Consider the following 24,923-nt stretch of genomic DNA (forward strand, 5'->3'; position numbering starts at 1 on the left):
CATGACCCAGACCAGCTCCCTGCCAGCCCCCGTAGAAAACGACGCCGCACCGGCCACCACCACCTCCACCCTGAGCGCTCCGGCGCCGCTGATGGACCTGGGCCCGAAAAAGGTCGACAGCCGTGACGCCCTGATCGGCGTGGCCGTACTGGTGGTACTGGCGCTGATCTTCTTCGTGATCAAGAACGCCTACGCCAACTGGCGCGTGCGCGAGCGCGTGGCCCCCAGCCGCGCCAACGCCTCGGGCTGGTTCCTGTTCCTGGGCCTGCTGCTGGTGTCGGCCATGGCCGTGCTGGCGGTGATCAACTCCGGTCAGTTCCTCACCCCGCTGTACCTTGCGCCACTGGCTGGCGTGGCCGGCATTTCGCTGGTGGCCTGGCTGATGACCTTCTCGGCCAAGCGCTGAGCCCGGCCTGCACTGCCCGCGTCAGGCCTGGCCTGACGCTTCAATTTGATCCACGGATTTAGCCCGCCGACCCGACTCGGCCAGCCCAGCCAGGGCTCATGGAGTTTCAGATGAACGAGAATGCACAACCTTCCGGCCCGGCAGCGCTGAACATGGTCAGCGAGAAGATCCACCCGACGCTGTTCATCGCCCTGGGCGGTACCGGCATGAAGGTCAACATTCGCCTGCGCCGGCGCATTCTCAATGCCATCTGGGGCGGCAACAACCAGGTGCAGCAGATTGCCGACTTCCCCCTGGTGCAGTTCATCAACTTCGACCTGGATGCTGGCGAAGTCACCCAGGACGGCAAGTCGATCAAGACCGACGTGCTGGCCGAGCAAGTGGCCTTTACCTCCGAAGAGAAGATCATCGAGCCGCTCAACCTGAGCAAGTACACCCACTCGATGGACGAGCTCAACCGCCACCGTGAAGTGGCCGAATGGTTCCCGCTGACCCCGGACAAGATCCGCGCCCTGGGCATCGACCCCTCCAAGGGCGCCGGGCAGATCCGTGCGCTGTCGCGCCTGTACTTCTACGACAAGTACCCGGTGATCCGCGACAAGCTGCGCGACAAGGTCGGGCGCCTGCTGGCCAACATCGGCGGCAACGCCGACAAGCTCAAGAAGCTCGGCCTGGAAATCGACCCCGGCAAGATCCGCATCGTCATCAGCGGCTCGGCGGCCGGCGGCACCGGGTCCGGTTCGTTCCTGGACATGGGCTACCTGGCCAAGGCGATCCTCAAGGAACACAACATCGCCGGCAAGGTCGACCTGTTCTTCGTGTTGCCCGGCGGCTTCCATGCCTACAACACCGAGCGCGTGCAGGCCAACGGCTATGCGGCGCTGATGGAGCTGGAAACCAGCATGCGCGGCAACCGTCTGGTCAAGCACTGGGACGCCACCGACAACCTGTTCATCGACAACCGCCCGTACGATGACGTCTACATCATCGACAACAGCAACGTCGCCCAGGCCAAGACCAGCGACCAGGAAGACGTCTACGAGATGCTCTCGGACGTGCTGTTCACCGACTTCACCTCGCAGGACTTCGCCAACAAGAAGCGTTCGATCGCGGTCAACCAGAACCAGCACAAGATCCGCTCCTACACTGTGCGCCTGCCCCAGGACTACGGCGACGACACCGAGCTGCGCTTCCCGTGCTCGTACTCCTCGCTCGGCCAGGCCGTGCTCGACACCCAGATCGACGCGCGCCAGAACGTGCGCCTGAGCCGTCAGGTACAGCAGATGCTCAAGGCGTTCTTCGGCATCGCCAACGCCTCGGCCAACGACAACCGTCCTACCGACCGCGAGCGTGACGACTTCCTGCGCGAGCAGCTGAACGTCACCCCGCGTACCTTCACCGAACTGCCGGACTTCCTGTCCAAGGTCGAGCTGACCCTGGCCACCGGCGAGTTCACCCACTACCAGATCGCCGACGACCTGCTGCTGGTGGAAGGCGACAACAGCATCACCGCCCAGATCGAGCAGAAGGTCGAAGCGTTGTTCGAACGCCTGCACAGCGGCGGCGCCGACAAGGACCAATGGCTGACCCATGTGCGCGAGATCCAGCAGCAGCTGGAACGCGACACCAAGGGCAGCAACATCGACAGTGCCGAGCGCAACCATGAGGTGCGCATCAAGGAAAACCGCCAGCGCCGCCTGGCCGAGCTGGTGCGCGAAGACGCCCTGCCGGAAAAACTCTTCCGTCGCCTGGACGACGATGAGCGCGGTGGCCTGGACTACACCCTGGCCCTGGTCGAGATGCTCAAGGACCGCCTGGAAAACGAAGGCAGCGGCATCATCCCGGCGCTGGAAAAGAACGCCGCACGCTTCAAGGAACTGGCCGAGAAGCTGGAGTCCTCGGAGCTGGCCCGCGAATTCGAGCGCCTCAAGGAGACCACCGGCGGCGGCCTGATGGCCCGTCTCAGCGGCAAGGACAAGCAGGCCGAGACCGTGCTCACCCAGGTCAAGGACACCCTGCGCGACAGCCTGTTGTTCTACGTGCGCCATGTGGCCGCTCGCGAGGCGGCCCAGTTGCTGCGCGAGCTGTCCGACTGGCTGGGCCGCAAGGAGTCGGTGGACCAGAGCGGTCGCGCGGTGTGGAACGGCTTCGTCGGTCGCCTGCAGGACGGGCGCAACGCAGTCGACCAGCTGCTGCGCCGGATCGAGACCGACATCAGCAAGATCGACGCCAGCATCAAGGAAAAACACGCCACGCTGATCCCCCTGGCGCTGGTGCAGAACAGCGAAGAGCAACCGGTGGACGGCGCCCAGGTGCGCGAGTGGGCCAAGGACGCATTCAAGGACTTCGGCGGCTCCAAGACCCTGTTCGGCAAGCTGCAGGACGAGGAGGGCCAGGAAGAGCTGCTGTCCAAGCTGCGCGCCAAGGCCGTACAGCAACTGCCGCGCCAGACCCAGGGCACCGACCCGCTGCTCAGTGCGCTGGCCGCGCTGACCCCGGACGAGCAGCGCGAGAAGTTCCGCCAGTTGCTGCAACGTGCCATGCCGTGGACCCCGCTCAACCTCACCGGCGGCTTCGGCATCGGCAAGGACCGCTACACCTGCCTGGTCGGCGTGCAGGACGCCAATGAGTTCAAGCGCACCTATGGCGCCATGCTCGGCCAGTGCCTGCCACAGGGCACCGGCATGACCGCCGGGCAGATCCAGTTCGTCGAGTCGGGCACCCCGGGCAAGCTGATCTGCTTTACCGAGCTCAGCGGCTTCCCTCTGCCGGCGCTGACCCCGCTGCCGACCTACCTGGCCAGCTACCGCAAGGAAAGCACCACCATCCCGCTGCACAGCCACAAGCGCATCAGCCAGTTCGTGCAGCCGATCCAGTTCACCCAGGAGCAGTACCGCCAGTTCGCCGAGGACTTCAAGCTGTACCTGCACGCGGTCGTGATGGGGGTACTGCGCCGCAACCCGTCGGAACGCTACGAACTGATGATCGACCAGGACTACTTCAGCGTCGGTGACGAGTTCGCGATCCGCCAGAACGGCCTGAACCAGCTGCAGCGCAAGGACATCGAAGACCAGCTGCGCCAACGCTACGAGCAACTGCGCAGCCCGCAGCAACTGGCAGCCATGGTCGCGCTGTTCGAAGACCTGCGCCGCGGCGCCTACAAGCCGCAGATGCGCCAGGACGAAATCGGCGTGTCGTCGCTGTACCAGACCTTCCCGTACAAGATCGCCGAGTTGCTGAAAAACGAGTACGACAACCGCCTCAAGCGCCAGGCCCCGGACAACGCCGAGCGCCTTGTCGAGCAGGCGCGCGCGTTGCTGCAGCAGTTCACCGAGCCGGTCAGCGGCTCGCGCGCCGATGTGTACCGCGACGAAGTGCACGACGAGCACAGCGAGAAGCGCACCCTGCTCAAGGACTTCTTCACCAGCGGCTGGCTCGACAGCCTGTTCCAGCCGGCCGCCAGCACAGCGCCAGTTGCCGCCCCCATGCCGGGCATGGCGCCACCGCCGCCACCAGGCGCAGCCGGCATGGTGCCGCCGCCGGTGGCCGCACCGCAGTACAGCTACCACCTGAGCGTGGCCGGCACCAACTATGGCCCGTACACCACCAGCCAGCTGCAGCAGTACGTGCAGACCGGCCAGGTGACCCGCGACAGCCTGTTGTGGCGCGAAGGCATGGCCGCCTGGCTGGGCGCCGGGCAGATCGCCGAGCTGGCCCACCTGTTCGCCCCGACGCCCGCCGCAGCGCCGCCTGTCGGTACCCCACCGCCCGTTGCGCCGATGGCGCCACCGCCTGTGAACTGAGGAAGGCCCCATGTCCGCATCCGCGAAAAATCCGGCCTTCCCGCTCAACTGCGCCAGCAGCGCGTGCAACCAGCCCCTGAGCGGCCCGGTGGCGTTCTGTCCGTACTGCTGCGCCAGCAGCCAGGTTGTGGCCGCTGCACCCGCCGCGCCGGCGCCGGTGGTCGTGGTGAGCGCGGCCCCGACCGCCATGCCCGCAGCGGCGCCCGCGCCGGTGATCGAACCGGTGCACACGCTGGCCCCGGCAGGCATCGTGAGCACACCGGTAGTGACGCCGCCGCCCGTACCGCCGGTAGTGCAAGGGGCGCCGGTGGCCAAGTCGCGCAACCTCGGGCGCAAGCTTGCCCTGGCCGCCGGTGTGGTTGTGGCGGTACTCGGCTACGGTGCCTACCAGGCCAGCCAGCGCCAGTCGCTGCAGCAGTTCGAAGCCGAACTGGCCGCCGGCCAGGCTTGCCTGCGCGGCAGCCAGTTCGACTGTGCGCTGGAAAAAGCCGAAAGCGCGCTGCGCATCGAGAGCAAGGACCCACGCGCCATCAGCCTGCTGCAACGCGCCCAGGCCGGGCTCGAGGGCCAGCAGCGCGACCAGCAGGCCAAGGCCCAGGCGGCCGCCGCTGCGGCCAGTGCGGCAGCCGCTCGTCAGGCTGCTGCCGAACGGGCGCAACGCGAGCAGCAGGCCCGTGAGCTGGCCACCAAGGAGCAGCAGCTACGCGACGAGCAAACCCAGCTCGCCAAGCGCCAGCAACAGCTGGAACAACAGGCTCGCGTCGTGCAGCCGGCGCAGCAGCGTCCGCTCACCACCCCGCGCCCGCCCGTACAACGCCCTGCCAGCGCAGCCAATGCCGGGCTGGTGGGCCAGCAACTGAGCCAGGCACGCAGCGCCCTGGCCCGTCGTGACGGTGCCACCGCCCGTTCGCTGGCCAACAGCGTGCTCAGCCAGGACCCTGGCAACCGCCAGGCGCAGATCATCCTGCGCCAGGCCGAGCAACTGCGCGCTCAGTCGTTCAACACGCCAAAGGGCCTGGGCGGGGTGATCATCGAGTAGCCCGCGCTATAGCGTCTCGCCGGGCTCGCCCGGCAGCTGCTCGTCCAGGTGCACCCAGGGCAGCCGGCTGTCGGTCCAGATATGCCGGCGCGGCTGCACCTGCTCCGGTGCGTCCAGGGTGGTGATGGTGATATCGATGCTTTCGGGGCTCAGGTCGGTGGTCAGCGCCATGTGCGCGCCACAGCGGCTGCAGAAGTAGCGCACGCAGCTGGCCGACGAGTCGTAGCGCTGCGGCGTGCCCAGCAGCCACTGGAAGTCCTCGCAGCGCACCGTCGCCCAGGTCACCAGCAACCCGCCGGTCACGCGCCGGCACACCGAACAATGGCAGTGCGCGACATCCTCCAGCGCACCTGCCACCCGATACCGCACGGCGCCGCAATGGCAGCCGCCTTCATGCACTTCGCCCATCCTCGTCGCTCCTGCAGACCCGCACTGGTTGATGAAACCTTCTGTCGCCTTTGTGCCGCCGAAAGCTGGCTGAAAGCTTGGGCACTTAGCATCGCCTCACCTCCGGCAAAAGACCGGTCAGCCAGGGCTCTGACTTTACTGCAGTGCCCGGCCCAATCAACAACAACAATGGTGATACTGATGTCCTTCCACGCCCGCGTTCTGCCTGCCCTCCCGCCGTCACTCCCAGCACCGCGCACCTTGCGCTGATCCGTTCGTCCCTTTCTCGACGCGCCTCGCCTGGAGTAACTGCCCCATGCTGACCTTCCTCGGCTTCGCCATGGTCATCACCTTCATGTACCTGATCATGACCAAGCGCCTGTCGGCCTTGATCGCGCTGATTCTGGTACCGATCATTTTCGCCCTGTTCGGCGGCTTCTCGGGCGAGATCGGCCCGATGATGCTGCAGGGCATCAGCAAGCTGGCACCCACCGGCGTGATGCTGATGTTCGCCATTCTGTACTTCGCCCTGATGATCGACTCCGGGCTGTTCGACCCGGCCGTGCGCAAGATCCTCAAGCTGGTCAAGGGAGACCCGCTGAAAGTCTCGGTGGGCACCGCCGCGCTGGCCCTGGTGGTATCGCTGGACGGTGACGGCGCCACCACCTACATGATCTGCGTGGCCGCCATGCTGCCGCTGTACAGCCGCCTGGGCATGAGCCCGCGGATCATGGCCGGCCTGATCATCCTGGCCGGCGGGGTGATGAACATGACCCCCTGGGGCGGCCCCACCGCCCGCGCCGCCAGCGCGCTGCACGTCGACCCGTCGGACATCTTCGTGCCGATGATCCCGGCCATGGCCTTCGGCGTGTTCGCCATCCTGGCCATCGCCTATATGTACGGCAAGCGCGAACGTGCCCGCCTGGGCGAACTGCACCTGCCGGGCGATGAAATCGACCACAGTGAAATCAGCGTATCGCAATATCCCGACGCACGCCGGCCCAAGCTGCTGTGGTTCAACGGCGCATTGACCCTGGCCCTGATGGTCGCGCTGATCGCCGGCCTGCTGCCGCTGCCGGTGCTGTTCATGATCGCCTTCAGCATCGCCATGGTGGTCAACTACCCGTGCCTGCAACAGCAGAAGGACCGCGTCGCGGCCCACGCCGGCAGCGTGCTGGCGGTGGTGGGGCTGATCTTCGCGGCGGGCATCTTCACCGGCATCCTGTCCGGCACCGGCATGGTCGAGGCCATGTCCAAGAGCCTGCTGGCGGTGATCCCCGAAGCGATGGGCCCGTACCTGGCGGTGATCACCGCGATCGTGAGCATGCCGTTCACCTTCTTCATGTCCAACGACGCCTTCTACTACGGCGTGCTGCCGGTGCTGGCCGAAGCTGCCAGCCACTACGGCATCAGCCCGGTGGAGATGGCCCGTGCCTCGATCGTCGGGCAACCGGTCCACCTGCTCAGCCCGCTGGTACCCTCGACCTACTTGCTGGTAGCCCTGGCCGGTATAGAATTCGGCGATCACCAGCGCTTCACCCTCAAATGGGCGGTGCTGGTGTGCCTGTGCATCATGTTCGCGGCGCTGCTGATGGGAATTTTCCCGCTGTTCAGCAGCCTATAATTCATCCGTTTCATCCCAACGCTTGCGCGTCGACCCCTGCGGCGCGCAACGCCCCACACGCTCGAAGGAACACACATGGAATGGCTGACCAACCCGGAAATCTGGGTTGCCTTTTTTACCCTGACGGCTCTCGAGATCGTCCTGGGCATCGACAACATCATCATGATCTCGATCCTGGTCAGCCGCATGCCCAAGCACATGCAGCAGCGCACCCGGATCTTCGGCCTGGCGCTGGCGATGGTCACGCGCATCCTGCTGCTGCTGTCGATCGCCTGGGTCATGCGCCTGACCGCCGACCTGTTCCATGTGTTCGGCCAGGGCATTTCCGGGCGTGACCTGATCCTGTTCTTCGGCGGCCTGTTCCTGTTGTGGAAGAGCTCCCAGGAGATCTACCACGGCCTCGAAGGCGAGGACGAAACCCACGACGAGCCGTCTTCCGGCAAGGCCGGTGGCAAGTTCCTGTACACCATCATCCAGATCGCGATCATCGACATCGTGTTCTCGCTGGACTCGGTGATCACCGCAGTGGGCATGGTGTCCCACGTGCCGGTGATGGTGGCGGCGATCATCGTCGCGGTGCTGGTGATGATGCTGTGCGCCAGGACCATCAGCGAGTTCATCGACAAGCACCCGTCGCTGAAGATGCTCGCGCTGTCGTTCCTGATCGTGGTCGGCACCGTGCTGATTGCAGAAGCCTTCGACGTGCACGTGCCCAAGGGCTACGTCTACTTCGCCATGGCCTTCTCGCTGGCGGTGGAGGCGATCAACATCAAGATGCGCACCGCGGCGGCGAAAAAGAAACAGCAGAGCGACCCGGTGAAACTTCGCAAGGACATTCCGGGTCAGTAACACTGGCTGCGCTGAACAACAGGCCCCGAATGGGGCCTTTTGTCTTTTGGGACGGCAACGCGCCAGCGAAGATGCCCGAACCGGCGCGCGAGGTTTCAAAGCCTGTGCATGCATGCCATGCTGGCGCCACGGCCCTTGGCCGACTACAGCTTAAGTGAGCACTGGAAAAAACCGCCGGTCACCAGGCCAGGCTCGCCGCGTCATCCACTTGCCCCACTGGGGCGCCTTAACAGGGGGCCGTAAGTATGCTGACCCTGCTCAACCTGCTCTCGGCCGTGGCCCTGCTGATCTGGGGCACACATATCGTACGTACCGGCATCCTGCGGGTGTACGGTTCCAACCTGCGCCGATTGCTGAGCCAGAACATGGCCAAGCGGCCCCTGGCGTTCATCGCCGGCATCCTGGTCACGGCCATGGTGCAGAGCAGCAACGCCACCGCGATGCTGGTGACCTCGTTCGTCGGCCAGGGCCTGATGACCCTCACCCCGGCCCTGGCCATCATGCTCGGCGCCGACGTGGGGACCGCGCTGATGGCGCGGGTGCTGACCCTGGACCTGTCGTGGCTGTCGCCGCTGCTGATCTTCCTCGGGGTGATCTTCTTCCTCTCGCGCAAGCAGACCCGCGCCGGGCAACTGGGGCGCGTAGGCATCGGCCTGGGCCTGATCATCCTGGCCCTGCAACTGATCGTGGAGGCCGCTGCACCGATTACCCAGGCCCAGGGCGTCAAGGTGCTGTTTGCCTCGCTGACCGGCGACATCCTGCTCGACGCCCTGGTGGGCGCGCTGTTCGCCCTGATCTCGTATTCCAGCCTGGCCGCGGTGCTGCTCACCGCCACCCTGGCCGGCGCCGAAATGATCAGCCTGCCGGTGGCCATCGGCCTGGTGATCGGCGCCAACATCGGCAGCGGCCTGCTGGCGTTCCTGAGCACCAGCATGCAGAACGCCGCCGGGCGCCAGGTGGCGCTGGGCAGCCTGCTGTACAAGCTGATCGGCCTGCTGGTGGTCATCCCGGTGCTCGACCCGCTGGTGCACTGGATGGACAGCCTGACCTTCAGCCCGCAGGAGCTGGTGATCGGCTTCCACCTCATCTACAACACCCTGCGCTGCCTGGCCCTGCTGCCCACCGCAACGCCAATGGGGCGCCTGTGCCGCTGGCTGCTGCCCGAGCGCGAGGAAACCAACGGCCACGCCAAGCCCCGCCACCTGGACCCTGCCGCGCTGGACACCCCGAGCCTGGCACTGGCCAACGCGGTGCGCGAGACCCTGCGCCTGGGCGACCTGGTCGACAGCATGCTCGATGCCATGCTCAACGTGCTGCGCGGCAGCCAGACCGCCCTGACCCAGCAGGTGCGCACCCTCAGCGACGACGTCGAGGGCCTGTACAACGCCATCAAGCTGTACCTTGCGCAGATGCCCCGCGAAGACCTCGGCGAGCACGACAGCCAGCGCTGGGCCGAGATCATCGAGCTGGCGATCAACCTCAAGCTGGCCAGCGACCTGATCGAGCGCATGCTGCGCAAGGTGCAGCAGCAGAAGACGTCGCAGCGCCGCGAGTTCTCCCAGGTGGGCCTGGAGGAGCTGACCGTGCTGCAGACCCAGCTGCTGTCCAACCTGCGCCTGGGCCTGTCGGTGTTCCTCAGTGGCGACCCGCACAGCGCACGCCAGCTGCTGCGCGAGAAGCGTCGCTTCCGCGCCCAGGAGCGGCGCCTGGCCCATGCCCACGTCAGCCGCCTGCAGCGCAAGGTGGTGCAGAGCATCGAGACCAGCTCGCTGCACCTGGAACTGATCGCCGACATGAAACGTCTCAACTCGCTGTTCTGCAGCAGTGCCTATGCGGTACTGGGCGGCAGCGATACCGGCGCCCTGATGATCGACAGCGTACCGGACGATGCCCATTCGCCTTGACCCGGCGCTGCCCCGAACCCGTGCAAGGAAGCCTGTGATGCGTTGCCTGATGTTCATCTGCCTGTTGCTGGGCGCCTCTTCAAGCTTTGCCCTCGACCGCACCCAGGTCGAGGGCTACCTGTTGCCCAACGGTCTGCAGGTGCTGCTCAAGCCCGGCTACGAGCGCGACCATGTGTCGATCCGACTGGTGGTGGGCATCGGCTTCGACGACTTCCCGTGCGCGCGCCAGGAACTGCCGCACCTGCTCGAACACCTGCTGTTCAGCGGTATCGACGACACGGGCGAAGGCGGGCTGGAAGAACGCATGCAGGCCCTGGGCGGTGAATGGAACGCCTACACCAGCAGCGCCGACACCACCTTCGTCATCGAGGCCCCGGCGCGCAACCAGCGCAAGGTGCTCGACCTGCTGCTGGCCGTGCTCCAGGACACACGTATCGATGCCGACGCCTTGCAGGTGTCGAAGAGCATCGTCGAGCGTGAAGACGGCGGGCACTACACCCACCTGCAGCGCTGGCTGGACCGCCAGGACCTCGGCCACCGCGCCAGCGACCAGCTGGCGGTGGAGCTGGGGCTCAAGTGTGCCGAGCGCTCCTCGGTGCAGGACATGACCCTGGAAGAAGTGAATGAACTGCGCCAGCACTGGTACGCCCCCAACAACATGAGCCTGATCGTGGTCGGCGGCCTGGACCGCGTGCTGCCCGCCTACCTGGAGCGCACCTGGGGCCAGCTGGAGCCGGTGGAACCGGGCGAGCGCCGGGTACTCGATGGCGTGACCCACAAGGCCCAGGCGCGCCGCGAGCTGATCCGCGGCTGGCTGGGCGACAGTGCGCGGTTGCACTGGATGTTCCTGGAGCCGGTGCTGGATGAAAACCACGACGCCACCTACGACCTGCTGCAGCGCTACCTGGACTGGGCGCTGTATCGCGAATTGCGCCTGCAGCACAGCCTGTCGTACGGGCCGTCGGCGCAGCGCGAGCGTTTTGGCGACACCGGCCTGTTGAGCCTGAATGCCGACCTGGACAGCGATCAGGTCGAGGCGGCCGAGCAGATCCTGGGGCAGATGATCGAGCGCCTGCGCAAAGACGGCCTGGACCGCGCCACGTTCGAGCGCATCAAGGCCGCGGCAATCGCCCGCGAAGCGTGGACCAGCCAGGGCAACAGCGCGCTGGCCGACTACTACTGGGGAGCGTTGAACGACTATGCCGACGGTCGGGTCGGCGAGGCGAAGACCCGGTTGCGCGAGGTCAGCCTGGAGGATGCGGATGCGGCGCTGCAGGCGCTGTTCGCCGAGCCTGGGTATGTGCGGGTAGAGAAGCCGTTGCTGGGGTATGACCAGCTGTATGGGTTGGGTGCACTGGGGCTAGGGCTGGTGTTCGCGGCCTTGCTGCTGTGGCGTCGACGCCGCGGCTGACGCAATCGCGGGTCAAGCCCGCTCCCACAATGATCACGTGCACCCTGTGGGAGCGGGCTTGACCCGCGATAGGGCCATTACTGACACCCGAAAGCAGCGTATCCTGTAACAGATTTTTACCTCACCCAGCGAACGCCCCACCATGCCCGCACTTCTCCTGCGCCTGATCGACCTGATAAAGCGCTACCCGGGGGTCATCGCCCTCGGCGGTTTCATTTCCGGTATCGGCAGTTTCATCCTGGTCGACCGTCAGGAAGGCCTGGCCAGCTGGGTCGCCATCCTGCTGCTGGTGAGCTGGCTGTGGCTGATGTTCGAGAACACCTTCACCCAGCTGTTCACCCGCCTGTTCAAGCGCGAGATCCCGCAGCCGCTGCTGCGCTACGCCACGCAGATGATCCACCAGGAAAGCCTGTTCTTCGTGCTGCCGTTCTTCTTCGTCACCACCACCTGGAACAGCGGCCAGCTGGTGTTCACCGGCCTGCTGGCCGGCGCCGGGCTGGTGTCGATCGTCGACCCGCTGTACTACCGCTGGCTGGCGCCGCGCCGCTGGCTGTTCCTGGCCCTGCACACCCTGACCCTGTTCGCCGCACTGCTCACGGCGCTGCCGATCATCCTGCACCTGACCACGTCGCAGAGCTTCAAGCTGGCGCTGGGCATCGCCATGCTGCTGTCGTTCCCGAGCCTGGCCAGCAGCTTCCCGATCAATCACTGGCGCCGTGCCGCCATGCTGGTGCTGGTCACCCTGGCCGTTGGCGGCAGCGGCTGGCTGCTGCGCTCGTGGGTGCCGCCGGCGACACTGTGGATGACCGAAGTGGCCATCAGCACCCAGCTGCAGAACCGCACCCCCGGCGACAGCCTGGAGCAGGTCAGCGCCAGCCAGATCCGCAGCGCCGGGCTCTATGCCTATACCGCGATCAAGGCCCCGCGCGGCCTCAACGAACGCATCTACCACGTATGGAAACAGGACGGCAAAGAGGTCGATCGCATTGCCCTGAACATCAATGGCGGGCGCAAGGAGGGCTACCGCGCCTGGACCCACAAGCAGGTGTTCCCCAGCAACCCGGTCGGGCACTGGCAGGTGCGCGTGCTCACCGAAGACGGCCAGGTGATCGGCGTGCTGCGCTTCGAGGTGGTTGATGACGGTCAAGCATCCGTCGCCAAGTGACGCTATGCTCTGACCCGGCGCACTGGAGCGCCTGCCGGACTGTCTGGAGCCTATGACCACCACCGTCACCCCCGCCAGCGCCACCCTCGATACCACGCGCAGCCCGGCCTGCCTGCGCATCGCCGGCGACTGGACCCTGGCCAACTACACGCCGCTCAAGCGCAGCACCGAGGCCCTGCACGGCCAGTACGATGCCAGCGCCCAGGTCGACCTCGCCCAGCTGGGCAAGCTGGACACCGCCGGCGCCTCGCTGCTGGTCGAACTGCTGGGTGCCGAGCGCCTGGGGCAACTGGCCGATGACCACGCCAGCCCGCTGTCGGCCGCCGACCGCGCCTTGCTGCACACCGTGTACTGCTCGCTTCAGGACTACTGCCTGCCAGAGCGCCAGCCGGAAACGTCCGTGCTGACCCAACTGCTGTGCCGCATCGGCCGGGCAGTCGACGTGCTGTGGCAAGACACCCGGCAACTGCTCGGCTTCATCGGCCTGATCATCGCCACCCTGGCCCGGCGCCTGCTGCAACCCAGGCGCTGGCGTATGACCGCCGTGGTCGCGCACATCGAACAGACCGGCCTGGACGCGGCGCCCATCGTCGCGCTGCTGACCTTTCTGGTGGGTGCGGTGGTGGCCTTTCTGGGCGCCACGGTGCTGGCCAGTTTCGGCGCGAGCATCTTCACCGTCGACCTGGTGGCGTTCTCGTTCCTGCGTGAATTCGGCGTGCTGCTTACCGCCATCCTGATGGCAGGACGCACCGCCAGCGCCTTCACCGCGCAGATCGGCTCGATGAAGGCCAACGAGGAAATCGATGCGATCCGCACCCTGGGCCTGGACCCGGTCGAGCTGCTGGTGGTGCCGCGGGTGCTGTCGCTGCTGATCGCGCTGCCATTGCTGACCTTCGTCGCGATGCTGTGCGGCATCATCGGCGGCGCCGTGGTGTGCGCGGTGTCGCTGGACATCTCGCCGGCGATGTTCCTGTCGCTGCTGGAAAGCGACATCGGCGTGCAGCACTTCCTGGTGGGCCTGGCCAAGGCGCCGTTCTTCGCCTTCCTGATCGCGGCCATCGGTTGCCTGGAAGGTTTCAAGGTGACCGGCAGCGCCGAATCGGTCGGCGCCCACACCACCTCGGCGGTGGTCCAGTCGATCTTCGTGGTGATCGTGCTGGATGCGGTGTTCGCGCTGTTCTTCATGGAGATGAGCTGGTGAGTGAGGCAAGCCGCGAGAAGGTCATCGAGGTGCGGGGCCTGTGCAACCGCTTCGGCACCCAGAGCGTGCACGAACAGCTCGACCTGGACCTGTACCGCGGCGAGATCCTCGCCGTGGTCGGCGGCTCGGGCAGTGGCAAGTCGGTGCTGCTGCGCAGCATCGTCGGCCTGCGCCGGCCCAACGAAGGCACGGTGAGGATCTTCGGCCAGGACCTCAGCCAGGCCAGCGACCAGCAGCGCTCGCAGGTGGAACGTCGCTTCGGTGTGCTGTACCAGAAGGGCGCGCTGTTCTCGTCGTTGACCGTCACCGAGAACGTCGCACTGCCGCTGATCGAACATGCCGGCCTGAGCCGCGCCGACGCCGAGCACCTGGCCGGGGTCAAGCTGGCCCTGGCCGGGCTGCCGCTGTCGGCGGCCGACAAATACCCCGCGTCGCTGTCGGGCGGCATGATCAAGCGCGCCGCCCTGGCCCGCGCCCTGGCGCTGGACCCGGACATCCTGTTTCTCGACGAGCCCACCGCCGGGCTCGATCCGATCGGCGCGGCCGCCTTCGACCAGTTGATCCTGACCCTGCGCGATGCGCTGGGCCTGAGCGTGTTCCTGATCACCCACGACCTGGACACCCTCTACACCATCACCGACCGTGTGGCCGTGCTGGCGCAGAAGAAGGTGCTGGTGGCCGGCCCCATCGACCAGGTCTCGGAAACCGACGACGCGTGGATTCACGATTATTTTCATGGCCCGCGCGGCCGTGCGGCCTACCAGGCCGCCACAGCGCTCAAGGAGAACTGAAATGGAAACCCGCGCGCACCATGTGTTGATCGGGCTGGTCACCGTGCTGGTGGTGGCCGGCGCCATGCTGTTCGGCCTGTGGCTGGCCAAGTCGAGCGTCGACAGCACCTTCAAGGACTACGAGGTGGTGTTCAACGAGGCCGTCACCGGGCTGTCCAAGGGCAGTGCGGTGCAGTACAGCGGGATCAAGGTGGGCGATGTGATCAGCCTGCGCCTGGACCCCAACGACCCCCGCCGGGTGCTGGCGCAGATCCGCCTGAGCGCCGAGACCCCGATCAAGCAGGACACCCAGGCCAAGCTGACCCTGACCGGCGTCACCGGCACCTCGCTGATCCAGCTCAGCGGCGGCACCCCGCAGAGCCCGCCGCTGGAAGGCAAGGGCGGCCGGCTGCCGGTGATCGTCGCCTCGCCATCGCCGATTGCGCGCCTGCTCAACAACAGCAGCGACCTGGTGACCAACATCAACCTGCTGCTGCACAACGCCAACCGGCTGTTCTCCGAAGAGAATGCCACCCGCCTGGGCGCCACCCTGGCCAACCTGGAGCAGACCACCGGCGCGATTGCCGGGCAGCGCGACGACATCCGCCTGGCCATCCAGCAGATGGCCCAGGTGGGCAAGCAGGCCGGCGCGGCGCTGGAGCAGACCAGCCAGCTGATGCGCAACGCCAACAGCCTGCTCGGCAGCGACGGCAAGCAGATCGTCAACAGTGCCGACCAGGCCATGCAGTCGCTGGCGCGCAGCACCGCCACCATCGACGCGTTGCTCACCGACAACCGCGAGGCGATCACCAGCGGCGCCCAGGGCTTCAACGAACTGGCCCCGGCGATCCGCGAACTGCGCGATACCCTGACTGCCTTGAAGGGCATCTCCCAGCGCCTGGAGGCCAACCCCAGCGGTTACCTGCTGGGCCGCGACAAAAACAAGGAGTTCACCCCATGAGCCGCCCCTGCCGCACCCTCGCCCTGGCCGCGCTGCTGAGCCTGAGCAGCGCCTGCTCGATCCTGCCCAAGGCGGAGCCGGCCGACGTGTACCGCCTGCCGGCGGCGCAACCGGTGCGCAGCAACGCCGCACCCGTGGCCTGGACCCTGCGTATCAACAAGCCGCTGGCCAGCGAGATCCTCGGTACACCGCGCATTGCCGTGGTGCCGGCAGGCGACCTGATCAGCAGCTACAAGGGCGCACGCTGGGCCGACCCGGTGCCGGCACTGCTGCGCAACCGCATGCTCGACGCCTTCCAGCGCGATGGCCGGGTACAGCGGGTAAGTGCCGACGACGCCAACCTGCAGGCCGACTACGAGATCGTCGGCGAACTGCAGGCGTTCCAGAGCGAGTACAGCGATGCCGGGCTGGCAGTAGTGGTGCGCCTGGATGCGCGACTGGTGCAGGGGCGTACCCAGCGCGTGCTGGCCAGCCACAGCTTCGAGGTACGCCAGCCGGTGGCGCAGACCCAGGTACCGGCGGTGGTCGGCGGCTTCGGCCAGGCCACCGACCGACTGATGGCACAACTGGTGGACTGGACCGTGGCTCAGGCGAAGAACCAGTAGCACACCGCGATGGCCGCCAGCACCCCGGCCAGCTCGGCCAGCAGCGCGCAGCCCACGGCGTGGCGTGCGCGCTGGATACCCACGGCGCCGAAATACACCGCCAGTACGTAGAAGGTGGTTTCGGTGCTGCCCTGGATGGTCGCGGCCACCAGTGCCGGGAAGCTGTCCACCCCGTGGGTCTGCATGGTCTCGATCAGCATGGCCCGCGCCGCGCTGCCGGAGAACGGCTTGACCAGCGCGGTGGGCAGGGCATCGACGAAACGCGTGTCCCAGCCCAGCCATTCGATGACATGACGAATGCCGTCCAGGCCAAACTCCAGCGCTCCCGAGGCGCGCAGCACGCCGGCCGCGCACAGCATCGCCACCAGGTAGGGCAGCAGGCTCTTGGCCACGTCGAACCCTTCCTTGGCACCTTCGACGAAGGTTTCGTACACCGGCACCCGCTTGAATGCGCCGATCAGCAGAAACAGCATGATCAGGCCGAACAGCGTGAGGTTGCCCAGGATCGACGACAGGGTGGCCAGCGCGGTGGCCGACAGGCCCGCCAGCAGCGCCATGAAGCCGCCCAGCAGCAGCGCGCCGGGCACCATGTAGGCGAGCACCACCGGGTCCCACAGGCGCAGGCGCTGCATCACCGCCACCGACAGCAGGCCCACCAGGGTCGAGGCGCTGGTGGCCAGCAGGATCGGCAGGAACACCAGGGTCGGGTCCATCGCGCCTTGCTGGGCGCGGTACATGAAGATGGTCACCGGCAGCAGGGTCAGTGACGAGGCATTGAGCACCAGGAACAGGATCTGCGCGTTGCTTGCCGTGGTGGAGCTGGGGTTGAGCTCCTGCAGGGCGCGCATGGCCTTGAGGCCGATAGGCGTGGCGGCGTTGTCCAGGCCCAGACCGTTGGCGGCGAAGTTCAGGGTGATCAGGCCCAGCGCCGGGTGGCCGGGCGGTACCTCGGGCATCAGGCGACGGAACAGCGGGCCAAGCACCTTGGCCAGCCAGTCGACGATACCGGCCTTTTCGGCGATCTTCAGAAAGCCCAGCCACAGGGTCAGGGTACCGAACAGCAGCACCATGACTTCGACCGAAAGCTTGGCCATGGCGAAGATGCTCTCGACCATGGCGGCGAAGATGCCCGCGTTGCCACCCACCAGCCACTGCACCAGTGCGGAGAGGGCGGCCACCACGAAAAAGCCGAGCCAGAGGCCGTTGAGCATTGGTCGTTTCCCTTGCAAGTTGGAGCGCATGATAGCGGGGTGGGTAGGCAGACGCCATAAACGGCGGCGGCCCATTCGCCGGCAAGGCCGGCTCCTACAGGTTCGGCGTCGTCTGTAGCAGCCGGCCTGGCCGGCGAAGCTTCTGGCAGGCAACAAAAAGCCCCGACAGGTCGGGGCTCTTGTGTTTCAGGCCGTCAGCAGCTTAGTGCTGAGCGGTCTCGCCAGCCGGCGCCGGGGTCTTGCTGCGCCAGTGCGGCAGCGAGTTCCAGTACGCCTGGCCCTTGGCATCGTCATACATGCCTTCCCAGCGCGAGATGACCAGTACCGCCAGGGCGTTGCCGATCACGTTCAGGGCGGTACGCGCCATGTCCATGATGCGGTCGACACCGGCGATGAACGCCAGGCCTTCGAGCGGGATGCCCACGCTGCCCAGGGTCGCCAGCAGCACCACGAACGATACGCCCGGCACACCGGCAATGCCTTTGGAGGTGACCATCAGGGTCAGCACCAGCAGCAGTTGCTGGCTGATCGACAGGTCGATGCCGTACAGCTGCGCGATGAAGATCGCCGCGATGCTCTGGTACAGGGTCGAACCGTCCAGGTTGAACGAGTAGCCGGTCGGCACCACGAAGCTGCAGATGGCCTTGGGCGAACCGTAGGCTTCCATCTTCTGGATCACGCGCGGCAGCACGGTCTCGGAGCTGGCGGTGGAATAGGCCAGGATCAGCTCGTCCTTGAAGATGCGCATCAGCTTCAGGATCGAGAAACCGAACAGGCGGGCGATCAGGCCCAGCACCATGAAGGCGAAGAAGGCGATGGCGAAGTACACCAGCAGCACCAGCTTGGCCAGCGGCAGCAGCGAGGCGAAACCGAAGTTGGCCACGGTCACCGCAATCAGGGCGAACACGCCGATCGGGGCGTAGTTCATGATCATGTGGGTGACCTTGAACATGGCTTCCGACACGCCCTGGAAGGTTTTCACCAGCGGGTCGCGGATGTCTGCCTGCAGGCTCGACAGGCCCAGGCCGAACAGCACCGAGAAGAAGATGATCGGCAGCATCTCGCCACGCATCAGCGCTGCAAAGATGTTCGACGGGATCAGGTTGAGGATGGTCTCGATGAACGCATGCTCATGCTGCACCTCGGCGGCGGTGGCCTGGTACTTGGAGATATCCACGGTGCCCAGGGTGCTCATGTCGATGCCGGCGCCCGGGTGGAACAGGTTGGCCAACACCAGGCCGACCACGATCGCGATGGTGGTCACCACCTCGAAATAGATGATGGTCTTGAGGCCGATACTGCCAAGTTTCTTCGCATCGCCAACCCCGGCGATACCCACGACCAGCGACGAAATCACGATCGGGATGACGATCATCTTGATCAGGCGAATGAAGATGTCACCTGCCGGTTGCAGGACGTTACTGATCCACCATGCCTTTTCTGCACTGAAATGGTTCAGCAACGCCCCGATGGCGATCCCCAATACTAGACCGATGAGGATTTGCCAGGCGAGGCTTAGTTTTGCCTTCTTCATGTCGTTACCCTTTGTTCAAGTGGACACGGTCACTGCCTTGAAACCTGCATTCTAGAGCCGCTTAAAGCGATTCCCTGGAGTTTTCATGGTGCAGGCAATGCGCCGTAGAAGGTCACCGCAAGTGAGCGCAAGGGGCGCTCGGACCAGCGAAAAAGGCGCAACTATTCCGATGCAGGCGCACTGAGTCTAATGCCGTAAATGACTACCCTATGCCGAATCGGCATGATCTTTTTGGCATGAAACGGACGTCCCAGCGGCAGAAAACCTACCCGTTCGGAATCCCGAATAAGGCCAAAGCGCCATGATTAGGCCGATACAGCGGTATCCACAAACCGGCAAAACAGCGTTGTTCGACAATCCGAATGCGTGAAAAACGTCATTTGGCAGGTCAAAGAAGTCAGGAATTTTTTTGATGGGTGGTCAGCCGTCTGGCCGATCTGTCACTTTCAAGCGGGAAAATGCATCAGGCTTGCGCCGGGTGCACAAGTCTGACCGGGGGCTGCCCTGGCGGCATGCGACCCCGGTCCACGACTGTGTTGCCGTTTACCACCCTGACCCGGCCCATGAAGGAGGTACTCCCTGTACCCCTAGGCCCCTCCGATCCTGTAGCAATCAGAGCAGCCCGGCCCCCTGGTCATGCGTCCGCTCTCCTCGAGCGGGCGCAGCATAGAAACTGGAACAGGCAAAAGGTTCAGCTTCCATGGTGATACTGATGCGTCCGGCGACACTCAGTAGTAGTTCGGGTCTTTCTTCAGCTGCTCTTCGAGCATCTGTTTCATGCCGTCATTCGGCTCGCCCAACCAACGCTTGTCGGTGTGACGGCTGGGTGACTTGTCGGCAGGCAGGCCGGCGGGTACCTGGACCCACAGCGCGTATGCCTCATCCTTGTCCCAGCTGAAGGCCACGATAAGACGGCTGCTGTCGCAGCTCTGCTCGGTCTCACACAAGGGGCCGACCAGATACTTGTCGCCGTCTTCCTCGATCGCCGTCATCTGCTCGGTGGAAGCACCACTGAGGTTGATGACCCAATCGGGCAGCCGCTCCTGCTTTTTGACCACTTTCTGCCAGGTTTCCCGGTACTCGGGGTCCGAACCAAGCAGTTGGCTGGTCCGGACCTGGCCGTCATTGGCCGCCATCGCCGCTGTACAGGCCCCCACCATCAGGGCGCCTGCCAGGGCTCTGTAGAGCGTCCCTTTCATAGTCAACCTCTACCGCGACGACCGAAGAAGAAGGAAGCGACGAACAGTACCAGGAAGACAATGAAGAGAATCTTCGCGATACCGGTAGCGGCGCCGGCGATACCACCGAAGCCCAGTACGGCAGCGACAATGGCGATGATCAGGAAGGTGATGGCCCAACTTAACATGGTGTTTCTCCTTACCGTTTTTGAAAGCGGTTGTGTCAGATGTGGGGCATTGCTCGGTCAGAACACCCAGCGTTCCTGCGGCACGACGGTTTCCACGGTGGCCGCATCGACCGAGTGGGTACGTGGCGCGGTCCTGGCTTCCAGCATCGAAGCACGCGTGGCCTGCACATGGGCCACGTGATAAGCCTGTACGGACATCTGGTTGGCGATCTGCTTGGATTGCCAGATGCTGTACATCTGCCCTGCAACCAGGGTCAGAAGCGCCGCCAGGCAGAGAAACAGCAACTGGCGTACGTGAAGCGGGGAAATCTGCACTAGGGCGGCGGTTAACAGGTTCATGCCGGGCTCCTCTGCTGCATCGTTGTTATTGACTGATAGAGTCATTGCAGCCTGCATGCCAGCTTTTGAAATCAAATAAAACGCTTATAAATCAACATCTTAGGTATGTACCGAGGGCAGCTGCAGGACGCATCCTGCACGATGCCCCCCAGGGCCTCGTGCGATTTGCACGATCAGCCCTCCACCTTGATCGCCACCTTGAGCATGTCTGCGTCCACCCCGCGCACGCCGCGGATCTGGCGGGCAATCTCCTGGGCGATGGTCTTCTGCTCGTTGCTCATGACTTCCCCGGACAGGCGCACCACGCCCTCCTGGGTCGCCACCTTGATGTTGGGCCCGTCCAGGTTGCGGCTATATAAGAAGCTGGTCTGCACCTTGTCGTTGATCCACGCGTCGCTCTGCACCTCGGCCGCTGCCGCAGCGGCCTGCTCGCGGCCCTGGGCCGGGTCGCTCACGCCCAGGCTGATCAGGTTGTTGACCAGGTACACGCCATCGGTAGAGGCCGCCACGCTGCCGGCCATCTGCTTGGCCTCTGCGCTGGTCACCCGCCCACGCAGGGTGACCACCCCGGCCCGGCTGTCGACTTCGATGGGCAGGCCCTGGGTCTGGCTGCTCCACAGCAGGCGGGCGCGGATAACCGCCCCCAGGGTGGCGTCCTCCAGGCGCTGGGCATAGGCGCGCCGTTGCAGGGTTTCATCCACCAGCTCGGGGTTGACCTGCAACTGGTTGTCGACCTGCTCGATGCCGGCGGTGGCCAGTGCCACCTGCGCCGCCAGCTCGCGCTCCACCTCGTTCTCCACCTCGCCCTGCAGGCGGGCGGTCTGACCCTGGATGGCCACTTCGATCTTGAACGGGTTGAGCAGTCGGTTGAGCGCCAGGGCGGTCTGCAAGGCGCCTTCCTGACGGGCCTGCTGCAGGCCGGGTTCGGCCGCCGAGGCGCTGGTGACACCCAGCGGGGTGAGCAGAAGTGCGGCAGTCAGAACTGCCAACGGGCGTATTGCACGCATGATGAAGCCTCCTGTTGGTCAGAAGGAACATCATCGCAATCGTTGTGCCAGTGCTCAAAAAATAAACAAACTCATTATTTTCAATGAGTTAGTCATATTCGCAGCAGGGAGCTAGCATGCAGGGCGCGGAATCAATCAGAATCGACCATGCAACTTGCCCGATTTTTCCGAGACTAACCAAGAACATTCTTAAAGGAGCGTAGGAAAATGGAATCTGCCACGGAACATCAGGGCCGCATTCTGCTGGTAGACGACGAGTCCGCAATCCTGCGTACCTTCCGCTATTGCCTGGAAGATGAAGGCTACAGCGTGGCCACGGCCAACAGCGCCGCCCAGGCCGAAACCCTGTTGCAGCGCCAGGTGTTCGACCTGTGCTTTCTGGACCTGCGCCTGGGCGAGGACAACGGCCTGGACGTACTGGCGCAGATGCGTATCCAGGCGCCGTGGATGCGCGTGGTCATAGTGACCGCGCATTCGGCGGTCGACACCGCTGTCGATGCAATCCAGGCCGGCGCCGCCGATTACCTGGTCAAACCGTGCAGCCCTGACCAGCTGCGCCTGGCCACTGCCAAACAACTGGAGGTGCGCCAGCTCTCGGCGCGTCTGGAGGCCCTGGAAGGGGAAGTGCGCAAACCCAAGGACGGCCTGGATTCCCACAGCCCGGCCATGATGGTGGTACTCGAAACCGCGCGCCAGGTGGCCAACACCGACGCCAACATTCTGATCCTTGGCGAGTCCGGTACCGGTAAGGGCGAGCTGGCACGCGCCATTCATGGCTGGAGCAAGCGCTCGCGCAAGGCCTGCGTGACCATCAACTGCCCGTCGCTGACGGCCGAACTGATGGAAAGCGAGCTGTTCGGCCATAGTCGCGGGGCATTTACCGGGGCCAGTGAAAGCACCCTGGGCCGGGTCAACCAGGCCGACGGCGGCACCCTGTTTCTCGACGAGATCGGCGACTTCCCGCTGACCCTGCAACCCAAGCTGCTGCGCTTCATCCAGGACAAGGAGTACGAGCGGGTCGGCGACCCGGTCACGCGCCGCGCCGACGTGCGGATTCTGGCAGCCACCAACCTCAACCTGGAGGACATGGTGCGCGACGGGCGTTTTCGCGAAGACCTGCTGTACCGTCTGAACGTGATTACCCTGCACCTGCCGCCGCTGCGCGAACGCAGCGAAGACATCCTGACCCTGGCCGACCGCTTCCTGGCCCGCTTCGTCAAGGAATACGCGCGCCCCGCCCGCGGTTTCAGCGACGAGGCCCGCGCCGCGCTGCTCAACTACCGCTGGCCGGGCAACATTCGCGAGCTGCGCAACGTGATCGAACGGGCGAGCATCATCTGCCCGCAGGAGCGGGTAGAGGTCAGCCACCTGGGCATGGCCGAACAACCCACCAGCAACGCGCCGCGGGTGGGGGCTGCATTGAGCCTCGACGAGCTGGAGCGCGCGCACATCGGTGCAGTGCTGGCCACCAGCGACACCCTTGACCAGGCCGCCAAGACACTGGGCATCGATGCCTCGACGCTGTACCGCAAGCGCAAGCAGTACAACCTGTGAAGCTGGCAATGAAGCTGCGCACGCGGCTTTTTCTCAGCATCTCGGCGCTGATCACCGTGGCCCTGCTGGGCCTGATTCTGGGCCTGGTCAGCGTGCAGCAGATGGCCAGCTCGCAGCAGAAGCTGATCAGCGACAACTCCTACATCCTCGACCTGGGCCTGAAGCTGCGTCAGAACCTGGGTGAACAGCTGTCCCTGCTGCTGGACCCGGACAGCGAGGTGCAGGCGCTGCAACCGCTGCAGGACAAGTTTCAGCAACTGCTCGACGAGGGCCTGAGCCATGAACGCCAGGCCGAGGGGTTTGCGGGTTTCAGTACCGCCAACCGTGATTACCAGGCCTTCCTCAAGGCCTTTCGCGACAGCCCCGAGCCCAGCCGCAACCTGGGCCCGGACCAACCCCTGGGCGAAGCCTTCAACCAGTTGCGCACCGACCTGATCGACTCGCACAAGCAGGCCCTGGCGCATATCAACCACAGTGAACAGAAGGCCCGCGAACGTGCCCTGCTGGTCTCCAGCATGCTGGGCCTGCTCGGGCTTGCCGTGCTGGTGCTGGGTTTCATCACTGCCCACGGCATCGCACGCCGCTTCGGCCAGCCGATCGAGGCGCTGGCCAAGGCCGCCGACCAGATCGGCCAGGGCAATTTCGAGGTCACCCTGCCAGTAACCCCAGCCGTGGAGATCAACCAGCTCACCCGCCGTTTCGGGCTGATGGCCGAGGCGCTGCGCAAGCATCAGGCCACCAATGTCGACGAACTGCTGGCCGGCCAGCAGCGCCTGCAGGCGGTGCTCGACAGCATCGACGACGGCCTGCTGATCATCGACCGCGAAGGCCATCTGGAACACCTCAACCCGGTGGCCCAGCGCCAGCTGGGCTGGGACGCCAGCCGCCTGGGCCAGGGCCTGGGCAAGGCGCTGCAACGCCCGGAGCTGGACGACCAACTGCGCCTGATATTGCGTGGCGGCAGCCTGGACCGCGTGCCGGACGACCTGAGCCTGGAAATAGATGAAGAAACCCGCTTGCTGGCCTACAGCCTGACCCCGGTGTGCCATCCGCAGGGGCAGATCCTGGGCGCGGTGATGGTGTTGCACGACGTCACCGAGCAGCGCGCCTTCGAACGGGTGCGCAGCGAGTTCGTGCTGCGCGCCTCCCACGAGTTGCGCACCCCGGTGACCGGCATGCACATGGCCTTCGGCCTGTTGCGCGAGCGCCTGACGTTTCCAGCCGAGAGCCGCGAGGCGGACCTGTTCGACACCATTGGCGAGGAGATGCAGCGGCTGACCCAGCTGATCAACGACCTGCTCAACTTTTCGCGCTACCAGAGCGGCTTGCAGAAGCTCGAACTGCAACCCTGCGCGATCGACGAGTTGCTGTCGCGGGCCCGCGAGCGCTTCGCAACGGCGCTGGCCGACAAGCAGATCGAGTTGCGCGTGGAGCTTGCCGCGCCACTGCCGCGCATCCAGGCCGACCCGGCGCAACTGGACCGGGTGCTGGACAACCTGCTGGACAATGCCATCCGCCATACGCCGGTGGCGGGCAGTATCCGCCTCAATGCCCGGCGGCATGCCGAACGGGTGATCATCAGTATCGAGGACAATGGCGAAGGCATTGCCTATGGCCAGCAGGGGCGGATTTTCGAGCCCTTCGTGCAGGTTGGGCGCAAGAAAGGCGGTGCCGGGCTGGGCCTGGCACTGTGCAAGGAGATCGTGCAGTTGCATGGCGGGCGCATGGGCGTGTACTCACGGCCAGGGCAGGGCACGCAGTTCTACATGGCGCTGCCGGTGTAACCG

At 65.3% G+C, this 24,923-nt stretch carries 21 protein-coding genes; 14 read left to right on the plus strand and 7 right to left on the minus strand.

Features of this window, described 5'->3' with window-relative positions; all coding sequences use genetic code 11:
• Position 1: 1 nt before the first annotated feature.
• From DN388_RS20490 to DN388_RS20500, 3 genes are all read left to right on the plus strand, one after another.
• Entirely contained in the window at positions 2-406 is a 405-nt protein-coding gene (locus DN388_RS20490; RefSeq protein WP_255001983.1) for a hypothetical protein, read from the plus strand.
• 110 nt (positions 407-516) lie between these two features.
• On the plus strand, positions 517-4,209 hold the full coding sequence (locus DN388_RS20495; RefSeq protein ID WP_054916014.1) for a tubulin-like doman-containing protein: 3,693 nt from the start codon (positions 517-519) through the stop codon (positions 4,207-4,209).
• A 10-nt stretch (positions 4,210-4,219) separates the two neighbouring features.
• The gene (locus tag DN388_RS20500; protein ID WP_255001984.1) at positions 4,220-5,248 is read left to right on the plus strand and encodes a hypothetical protein; all 1,029 of its coding nucleotides are present in this window, start codon (positions 4,220-4,222) and stop codon (positions 5,246-5,248) included.
• A 6-nt stretch (positions 5,249-5,254) separates the two neighbouring features.
• Here DN388_RS20500 and DN388_RS20505 read toward each other — a convergent pair whose 3' ends face one another.
• Complete coding sequence (locus DN388_RS20505; protein WP_043862321.1) at positions 5,255-5,656, minus strand: GFA family protein; 402 nt, start codon at positions 5,654-5,656, stop codon at positions 5,255-5,257.
• Between the two features lie 295 nt (positions 5,657-5,951).
• On the opposite strand from DN388_RS20505, the gene DN388_RS20510 reads away from it, so the two are divergent.
• The 9 genes from DN388_RS20510 (at position 5,952) to DN388_RS20550 (ending at position 16,125) form a co-directional block, all read left to right on the plus strand.
• Positions 5,952-7,259, plus strand: coding sequence for a CitMHS family transporter (locus DN388_RS20510; RefSeq protein ID WP_043862320.1), 1,308 nt, complete (start codon positions 5,952-5,954; stop codon positions 7,257-7,259).
• 75 nt (positions 7,260-7,334) lie between these two features.
• Positions 7,335-8,108, plus strand: a complete 774-nt coding sequence (locus DN388_RS20515; protein WP_043862319.1) for a TerC family protein — start codon at positions 7,335-7,337, stop codon at positions 8,106-8,108.
• Positions 8,109-8,353: 245 nt separating this feature from the next.
• Positions 8,354-10,012 carry a Na/Pi cotransporter family protein gene (locus DN388_RS20520; RefSeq protein ID WP_043862318.1) on the plus strand — a complete coding sequence of 553 codons (1,659 nt, stop codon included), beginning with the start codon at positions 8,354-8,356 and terminating at the stop codon, positions 10,010-10,012.
• 37 nt (positions 10,013-10,049) lie between these two features.
• Positions 10,050-11,423: a pitrilysin family protein gene (locus DN388_RS20525; RefSeq protein WP_229589207.1), complete on the plus strand. Its 1,374-nt coding sequence runs from the start codon at positions 10,050-10,052 to the stop codon at positions 11,421-11,423.
• Between the two features lie 142 nt (positions 11,424-11,565).
• Positions 11,566-12,588: a DUF5924 family protein gene (locus DN388_RS20530; RefSeq protein ID WP_054916017.1), complete on the plus strand. Its 1,023-nt coding sequence runs from the start codon at positions 11,566-11,568 to the stop codon at positions 12,586-12,588.
• A 43-nt stretch (positions 12,589-12,631) separates the two neighbouring features.
• Entirely contained in the window at positions 12,632-13,789 is a 1,158-nt protein-coding gene (locus DN388_RS20535) for an ABC transporter permease (RefSeq protein ID WP_173925070.1), read from the plus strand.
• Entirely contained in the window at positions 13,786-14,580 is a 795-nt protein-coding gene (locus DN388_RS20540) for an ABC transporter ATP-binding protein (protein ID WP_043862314.1), read from the plus strand. Before DN388_RS20535 ends, DN388_RS20540 begins: the two co-directional genes overlap by 4 nt.
• Before the next feature lies 1 nt (position 14,581).
• Complete coding sequence (locus DN388_RS20545) at positions 14,582-15,520, plus strand: MlaD family protein (RefSeq protein WP_043862313.1); 939 nt, start codon at positions 14,582-14,584, stop codon at positions 15,518-15,520.
• Positions 15,517-16,125, plus strand: coding sequence for an ABC-type transport auxiliary lipoprotein family protein (locus tag DN388_RS20550; protein ID WP_078481270.1), 609 nt, complete (start codon positions 15,517-15,519; stop codon positions 16,123-16,125). The genes DN388_RS20545 and DN388_RS20550 overlap by 4 nt, the downstream gene beginning before the upstream one ends.
• Here DN388_RS20550 and DN388_RS20555 read toward each other — a convergent pair.
• The 6 genes from DN388_RS20555 to DN388_RS20580 all read right to left on the minus strand — a co-directional run bounded on the left by DN388_RS20555 (position 16,107) and on the right by DN388_RS20580 (position 21,582).
• Positions 16,107-17,336, minus strand: coding sequence for a nucleoside recognition domain-containing protein (locus DN388_RS20555; RefSeq protein WP_255001986.1), 1,230 nt, complete (start codon positions 17,334-17,336; stop codon positions 16,107-16,109). The two genes, DN388_RS20550 and DN388_RS20555, sit on opposite strands and share 19 nt — an antisense overlap.
• Before the next feature lie 202 nt (positions 17,337-17,538).
• Positions 17,539-18,870, minus strand: coding sequence for a glutamate/aspartate:proton symporter GltP (gltP, locus tag DN388_RS20560; protein ID WP_054916020.1), 1,332 nt, complete (start codon positions 18,868-18,870; stop codon positions 17,539-17,541).
• 728 nt (positions 18,871-19,598) lie between these two features.
• Entirely contained in the window at positions 19,599-20,069 is a 471-nt protein-coding gene (locus DN388_RS20565; RefSeq protein WP_058542001.1) for an inhibitor of vertebrate lysozyme family protein, read from the minus strand.
• Between the two features lie 2 nt (positions 20,070-20,071).
• Positions 20,072-20,236 (minus strand): DUF1328 domain-containing protein, encoded by a 165-nt coding sequence (locus tag DN388_RS20570; protein WP_009401691.1) that lies wholly within the window; start codon positions 20,234-20,236, stop codon positions 20,072-20,074.
• Between the two features lie 57 nt (positions 20,237-20,293).
• Positions 20,294-20,575, minus strand: coding sequence for a hypothetical protein (locus DN388_RS20575; protein ID WP_043862308.1), 282 nt, complete (start codon positions 20,573-20,575; stop codon positions 20,294-20,296).
• Between the two features lie 173 nt (positions 20,576-20,748).
• Positions 20,749-21,582 (minus strand): BON domain-containing protein, encoded by an 834-nt coding sequence (locus tag DN388_RS20580; RefSeq protein ID WP_255001987.1) that lies wholly within the window; start codon positions 21,580-21,582, stop codon positions 20,749-20,751.
• A 207-nt stretch (positions 21,583-21,789) separates the two neighbouring features.
• Between DN388_RS20580 and algB the strand changes: the two genes are divergently transcribed.
• Both algB and DN388_RS20590 read left to right on the plus strand, forming a co-directional pair.
• A complete protein-coding gene (gene algB, locus DN388_RS20585) occupies positions 21,790-23,136 on the plus strand; it encodes a sigma-54-dependent response regulator transcription factor AlgB (protein WP_043862306.1) in 1,347 nt (448 codons plus the stop codon).
• An 8-nt stretch (positions 23,137-23,144) separates the two neighbouring features.
• Entirely contained in the window at positions 23,145-24,920 is a 1,776-nt protein-coding gene (locus DN388_RS20590) for a KinB sensor domain-containing domain (protein ID WP_173925029.1), read from the plus strand.
• Positions 24,921-24,923 lie beyond the last annotated feature (3 nt).

The organism is Pseudomonas sp. S12(2018) (genome assembly GCF_024355235.1).
GTDB classification, from domain to species: Bacteria; Pseudomonadota; Gammaproteobacteria; order Pseudomonadales; family Pseudomonadaceae; genus Aquipseudomonas; species Aquipseudomonas palmensis.